This window comes from Alkalibacterium thalassium (assembly GCF_900101165.1).
In the GTDB taxonomy this organism is placed as follows: domain Bacteria; phylum Bacillota; class Bacilli; order Lactobacillales; family Carnobacteriaceae_A; genus Alkalibacterium; species Alkalibacterium indicireducens.
Genome location: NZ_FNFK01000084.1, coordinates 1 through 6,644, shown reverse-complemented (window position 1 = coordinate 6,644; position 6,644 = coordinate 1). Strand labels below are relative to the sequence as shown.

Here is a 6,644-nt window from a genome sequence, read left to right as displayed (position 1 = left end):
GAGCTGTCTTTTTCTTTACTTTTAAGCTGATTAATCTAAATAATCCTTATGATGTAAAGGATAGAACGGAGTTCTTAGGGGTGCGAAACTTGAGTGTATATCTAAAGGGTTATTTGGTTATTGCTCAATCTGCACAAAACAATTGCTGTTTCACCGATAACTTGGGTTGAAACTTAGATAATTACATAATGATATAATTATACTACATATCAATCTTTTACGGCTATATCACGCTCTTTATTTGCTCAAGTGACGGTGCTCCTTCCTGAGCTCCGTTTTTCTGAATGGAAAGACTAGCTGCCGCATTCCCGAAACGTATACTATCTTTAATAGATAAGCCCGAAGAATATGCATAGGCAAAAGCTCCGTTAAAAGTATCACCGGCTCCAGTAGTGTCCACTACATTTTTTACTTTATGAGCTGGTATGAACTGGATTTCTTGACCGTCATGGAATACAACTCCGTTACTGCCTAAAGTTACAATCAATTTATTAGGATAGCTTTCCACTGCTTTATTTAGATCCATTTCAGGGAACAGAATGTCAAATTCGCTTTCGTTGGGTGTGAGAAGTGTGACCTGTTCAATTAACTTATTTCCCAGTTTTCGTGCAGGTGCTGGATTAAGCAGCACAGGAATATTCAGCTTATTGCACGTTCTAATCAGATAATTCACAGTTTCTTCAGGTATTTCATTCTGTACCAGCACCATGTCACTTTCCTGGATAATGTGTGTACCCTTAAGGACTTTGTCAATCATCGCTGGCGAGTAAGAATTATTCGCCCCGGGAATATAAATAATTGAATTATCTCCTTTAGAAAGTGTTATGAAAGCTGATCCTGAAGATTGAGTGACCCTTTCAACACAGCTTGAATCAACTTCGTTTTCTTCGAAGTTCATCACTAATTTCTCTCCAAAAATATCGTCTCCTACAGCCCCTAGCATGGTTGTCTCAGCTCCAGCTCTAGCGGCAGCTATCGCCTGATTAGCTCCTTTCCCTCCGAAGCTTGTTGTGAATGTTCGCCCTTCTACTGTTTCTCCTACTGAAGGACGTTTATCTGTTTCCACCACGAAATCTGTTGAAATACTGCCTGCTACTGTTATCTTTGGCATAAAACCCCTCCTATCTTTAGGCATTTATTCTTATACCTAAAATATTTACATCTTATATTACCCTATTTCAACCACTAATATCGAGCGGTCTTACTATTCATTCTCCATACTATCAATCATGTTAGTAAAATTACACTGTATCCAAATTGTTTCCATAATTTCGAGTATTATATTTACAATGCTTTATACTCATTTTATTTCCTTATATCTATAGATATGATGTAGTAGTCATCCTAACCTTCATATGGTTCCCACAGATGCTGGTAGTCTGTTATACTGAAACACATATCATACTTAGGAGGACTACTATTGAGATTTTTACAAGGATTTCCATTAAGAAGAACGAAAATCAGCGATCAGATTCTGATGTGGCTGGTCTCACCTATTATTTTCCCTTTCATTATCTCCATTTTGTTCGGTCTTGTTTTCGGTTTTATGAACGCTCAACTGTCACAGGAGGAACTGCTTCAGTCATTCGTGCAGCTGGAAGGGGTCATGACCTTCATTGCTTTTGCAGGAGGTCTCGTCCTGTCGGTCATCATTATTTATGCGAAGAAAATCCCACTGATGAACAGAAAACGCCTGACCCGAAATGAATGGACAATCCTTCCTGGTCTGACTGGTGAAGACTGGAAGTTTCTTGCCTGGTATGTTCCGGTCGGATATGTATTGTTCAATATTGGTGGATCAGTTCTCGAGTACATAGTCGGTGACGGACAGCTCGTCAATCAGGAAGCGATTGAAGCGATGGCAACTGACACACCGATATGGATGCTGTTCATCACTATAGTGATCGCCGCTCCACTGGTTGAGGAATGGCTCTTCCGAGGAATAATATTTTTCCGCAAAGAACACAATGACGTCAGCTGGCTGACTCTGATCATTACGTCTGTATTGTTCGGACTTGTCCATGTTCCCACATCAATAGTGGCTGTATATACTTATGTCGGCATGGGCCTGCTGTTCGGCTATGCGGCCAAACGGACCCGTTCAGTCGAAGCCGCTATTTTCTTCCACTTTATCAATAACCTTGTCGGCTTTCTTGTCCTGATCTCGCTTTAAATTAAATAGATGGTTTTCTCGACATGTAAAAGACAGCTCTGTTATGGGAGCTGTCTTTTTTCATTTACTATTTAATTATATAATTTAGTCCTGTTCTCCCTGGACCTTCTTCTTGCTTTTTTCATAGGCCTGAATGGCGAGTTCTCTGCTTCGCTTATGGTTGACGATCGGCTCAGGATAATCTTCCCCAATTGTGATCCCATATTTTTTCTGTTCTTCTTTTGTAAGTGTTGAGGGCTCGTGTATTTTTTTCGTATCGATGGCTTTCAGTTCCGGGACGTACAGGCGGATAAAATCTCCCTTCTTATCAAAACGTTCGGACTGAGTCGTGGGGTTAAAAATTCTGAAGTAAGGCACCCCGTCTGTTCCGGTTGACGCAGCCCACTGCCAGCCTCCGATGTTACTGCAGGGGTCATAATCCACCAGATGGGTCTGGAAGTATTTCTCTCCCCAGCGCCAGTCAATCAGCAGATCTTTTGTCAGAAATGATGCGGTAATCATCCTCAGCCGATTATGCATCCACCCTTTCTGCTTGAGCTGACGCATAGCCGCATCTACGATTGGAAACCCTGTTCTGCCTTCTTTCCATTTTTCGAAATTCTCTTCATTATTATCCCACTCTACCTTGCTGAAGTTGTCATCCACTTCTTTTTCTTTCTGATCAGGGTAGGCATAGTAGACCATGTTGTAGAAATCACGCCAGGCCAGTTCCTGAATAAAGGTTTCTTTTCCTTTTGAGTCAGGCGCTGCCTTTATTTTTGAATAGACTGTACGTGCGGATATTTCTCCAGCTCTTAAGTGATGAGACATTCGACTCGTGCCATCCTTCAATGGAAAATCTCGTGCTTCCTTGTACTCGCTCAATTTATCTTCGATGAATTCATCGAGTTTCTGGTGTGCGGCTTTGTTTCCCTGCTCCAGCTCTTCAACCTTGGACTGACTGTTTATCTCAACTTGTTTATCGAAGAATTTTTGGAACCGCTCGTGATGATCATCAAATTCAGAAGACGAGACCAGTTTATCTTTCTGAAAATCAACGGTCACCGGGTCAGGCTTCCGCTTTTCTTTCCACTGTCTGAAGTAAGGGGTAAATACTTTGTATAGGGTATCTGACTTTGTTTTTATTTCAGTAGCATAATGGATATGGTGGTCAAAGAATCCATGTGCTTTGATGTCATGTTCCTTGAAAAACCGGGCCATCTTTTTATCTCTTTGAAGACCATAACCTTTCTCGTCTCTGTTAATAAAAACGTCAGACCAATCAGGGAACATTTCTTTCAGCTTCTTAAAACAGTCTTCGATGTCACCAAATAGAATATGTAACTTTCCACCTTGCTCTTTAATTGATCCCTCAAGTATCTTTACACTATTAAAAAAGCTGACTTGATTCGTTGCGCCGTCCTCCAGGAACTGTTCTGGATTGACATGAAAAAGCAGGATCAGCTGATCCGATTCTTCAAAGGCGTGTTTCAGTGCTGTATTGTCTTCCAGTCGTAAATCTCTTCTAAACCACATGACTGAGGTCATCTCTACTCCTCCTTTTAAATTCAAATTGTTATTTATAAGTTTAACATAGTCTATTCTCAGTTCTCTTCTTGTTTGTACTGTACACAAAAAAAATAGTAATTGAATCTATATCATCTATATTAATTTACACCATAATATTATTAATATATGGTGTTTTATACTTATAAGGAGGAAACACTATCAATAACTTAATCAGAAAATCTTTAGACAAGTTGAAGCAGGCTGACAATCAAGATGAGCACCGCCTGATGAAGCGGGTAAAACCAGTAGAAAAAATATTTTGGCAGCCTAGGCAGTTTGATACCTTTGTCCATGAACATAAAGGGAAGAGAGATTAGAGACAAGGTCTGGATACTTATCCCAAAGAGAAACTGGACGGCCACTGAACCTGCTATTCCCTGGAGAAGATCCTTTTCCTTCATCCAATATATGGCCCATCCAAACAAAAAGCCATAAACACTGTACTCCGCAATAAAACTCAGGAGCATAAATAATGGAAAATAACGTCTATATTTTAGAGAAAGCGAAAACAGGCCTAAAAGAAACAGCACATTGATCGTGTTTGGAGTAACAAGCATGGACAGCACTCCCAGCCCAAAGAGGCGAGTGATGTACTTTTTGTAGTCTGAGGTTCGTTCAGTTCCTTCTATTGTACTATAGAGAAAGCAAGGAAACGCAATCCGACCGATCATGCGCATCCATAGCAGTCCCGGGAATAGAAAGTACCCCACATGATCGATGGTCATGGTCAGAATCCCGATCCATTTGACCATATTCAGTTTTTCGTCGAATGTTCTGGACATTCAGCTCACACCTTACTCATTAGTTTTATCCATTATACCCTTAGTCAGTAAAAAACACAGTACAGATAAGCTGTTTCCCCAACTTATCCGCACTGTGCGACTGATTATTTGAGTGTCTGAATTCTTTCTTTGATTATATCCCTTGTCTCACGGAATGTATTTAAAATTTCCTCTTCCGTTCCAGTGGCTTGTGCCGGGTCTTCCAGATCCCAATGCTCGTGAGCCACGCCGGAAGGAATTGTCGGACATTTATCTCGAGCGTCACCGCATAATGTAATGATCAAGTCAGCTTCATTAAAATAATTCTGATCGATCAGGTCCGAAGTCTGACCAGTAATGTCAATCCCATCTTCTTCCATTACTTTGACCGCTCTCGGGTTAAGGCCATGCGTTTCGATTCCTGCGCTCCTGATTTCAAATTGATCAGGATCCAATAGCTTTCTGCCGTAACCTTCCGCCATCTGACTGCGACAGGAATTACCTGTGCAGAGAAAATAGATTTTGTTCATTAGTTTTTCCTCCTTGTTCATTCTATCCTTTTTGATTCTTAAAAATAGTCATGAAGTTCAGGTACACCTTCAGGAAGACTATCCTGAAGCGCTTGTGCTGTCTCTTTTGAACTGATCAGTGAGCCTTCAAACTGCAGGTCAGTCGCTTTCTTAAATTGCATGAACAGCTGCGTCCAAGTATGGATGCTGGCTTTCAGGTAGCGGGACTTTTCTTCTGGCTGTTCTGCAGAACTGACTTGAACATTACCATCCGACATAGAAAGCTTGAACAGTCCAGCATTCCACTCTGCGGTATCATCAGTGACTTCAAGCCAGAACTCCTGGTTTTCTGTCTGTCTGAAGGGAAACTGTTTCAGGAAACTTTCCATATCTACTATACGAGCCATCATAGATGACACCATTTTAGGATTTAAGTCTGCTTCGCGAAACAGGTGTGTCAGGCGCTGATCTGAACGAGTAGTATACTCAAATGTATCGAACCCGGCTGCATGGGCCCCGATATATTCCCATAGTGCTTTTTCTGCTCTACCTGTCAGCGCGTGTAGTTCGTTAATTTTAAAGTTCCCCTGATTTTCACCTGAAAATTCGTATAATAGATACCCTTTTGGGATACCTTTTTCGTCCCGGTAAAGCGCCAGCTTTTTCTTATCCGAATTCATGATTCGATTTTCCCATATCCAATCATTTCTTTTTACTGGACCTACAGCACCTTTCATTTTCTGGTCGTAAATGTCTTTTACTGCTTCTTTCTGTTCTTTCCATACACCACGCTCGACAGGTTTCTCTGGAATTTTGAACGAGCCAAATGCATCGGGTGAGATGTTGTACTGCCGTTTTTCAAAAACTACTTCATACCCAAACTTACGGTAGAAGTGATAGGAAAACGGGGACAAATATGACAGCACCGTCCCTGTTTCTTCATCTCTTTTAAAGCTTTTTCCATCAGCTGACGGACGGATCCTTTCCCTCTTACTTCTGGATAACTGGTAACATTGCCTATACCACCCATTTTCAGTACGTTGCCGTGATAATAGACTTCAAATGGAAAAATAATCAAAACGCTGGTCAGCCGATCATCAGAGAACGACCCCAAAACCTGACCATTAGCATGTTCATTGAATAGTCTTTCCTTACTGTCTTCTGTTTCCTTGAAATGAAAAGAGTAAACATTTAACTGATAAGCGTTTTCAAAATACTCATGAGTCAGTTCCCTAATCTCAGTCATGATTTAGTCTCCTTTAATTTCTTTGCTGGTCTTACTACATCTCTATTATAGCCGGTCTTTAAGGCTATAGAATCGAGTAGGAGACTAGTCATTAATTGACTAGTCGACCTCTCACACCACCGTACGTACGGTTCTCGTATACGGCGGTTCAATAACTTGAATATCTCTAACGTTCATACAGTAGTATTAAATCTTTTAATTTCCACTGTTCGAGCTTCTTATTTGTTATGGCACGATGTAAAGTTTTACTTCGCGAGAGCCTCCAGTAAGCCTTTCGGCTACCAGCCATTTTGAGTGCATCATCGTGTTCTATCCCCAGTTGTTTTAATTTTCTATATCGAGTGGATACTTTCTTCCATCTCTTCCAAATCAATTGTCTTAGCCGATGATTCAACCACGATTTAATT

At 40.9% G+C, this 6,644-nt stretch carries 7 protein-coding genes and 1 pseudogene; 1 reads left to right on the top strand and 7 read right to left on the bottom strand.

The annotated features are described in order from the left end of the window. Positions 1-223 precede the first annotated feature (223 nt). Positions 224-1,111, bottom strand: coding sequence for a ribokinase (gene rbsK / locus BLR76_RS10945; RefSeq protein WP_091268884.1), 888 nt, complete (start codon positions 1,109-1,111; stop codon positions 224-226). Positions 1,112-1,420: 309 nt separating this feature from the next. Here rbsK and BLR76_RS10940 point away from each other — a divergent pair, with 309 nt between their 5' ends. After that, positions 1,421-2,173, top strand: coding sequence for a CPBP family intramembrane glutamic endopeptidase (locus BLR76_RS10940; RefSeq protein ID WP_091268882.1), 753 nt, complete (start codon positions 1,421-1,423; stop codon positions 2,171-2,173). Positions 2,174-2,257: 84 nt separating this feature from the next. Here BLR76_RS10940 and BLR76_RS10935 read toward each other — a convergent pair whose 3' ends face one another. The 6 genes and pseudogenes from BLR76_RS10935 to BLR76_RS12110 form a co-directional block, all read right to left on the bottom strand. Beyond that, complete coding sequence (locus BLR76_RS10935; protein ID WP_091268881.1) at positions 2,258-3,700, bottom strand: cryptochrome/photolyase family protein; 1,443 nt, start codon at positions 3,698-3,700, stop codon at positions 2,258-2,260. Between the two features lie 203 nt (positions 3,701-3,903). Beyond that, positions 3,904-4,503, bottom strand: a complete 600-nt coding sequence (locus tag BLR76_RS10930) for a TraX family protein (RefSeq protein WP_091268879.1) — start codon at positions 4,501-4,503, stop codon at positions 3,904-3,906. A gap of 104 nt (positions 4,504-4,607) precedes the next feature. Beyond that, complete coding sequence (gene arsC, locus BLR76_RS10925) at positions 4,608-5,012, bottom strand: arsenate reductase (thioredoxin) (protein ID WP_091268877.1); 405 nt, start codon at positions 5,010-5,012, stop codon at positions 4,608-4,610. Between the two features lie 38 nt (positions 5,013-5,050). Further along, a complete protein-coding gene (locus tag BLR76_RS10920; protein WP_143009253.1) occupies positions 5,051-5,917 on the bottom strand; it encodes a GNAT family N-acetyltransferase in 867 nt (288 codons plus the stop codon). Continuing rightward, positions 5,857-6,237, bottom strand: a complete 381-nt coding sequence (locus tag BLR76_RS10915; RefSeq protein ID WP_091268874.1) for a GNAT family N-acetyltransferase — start codon at positions 6,235-6,237, stop codon at positions 5,857-5,859. The genes BLR76_RS10920 and BLR76_RS10915 overlap by 61 nt, the downstream gene beginning before the upstream one ends. 166 nt (positions 6,238-6,403) lie before the next feature. Beyond that, positions 6,404-6,644 (bottom strand): annotated as a pseudogene (locus BLR76_RS12110) (reverse transcriptase); the annotation flags it as partial.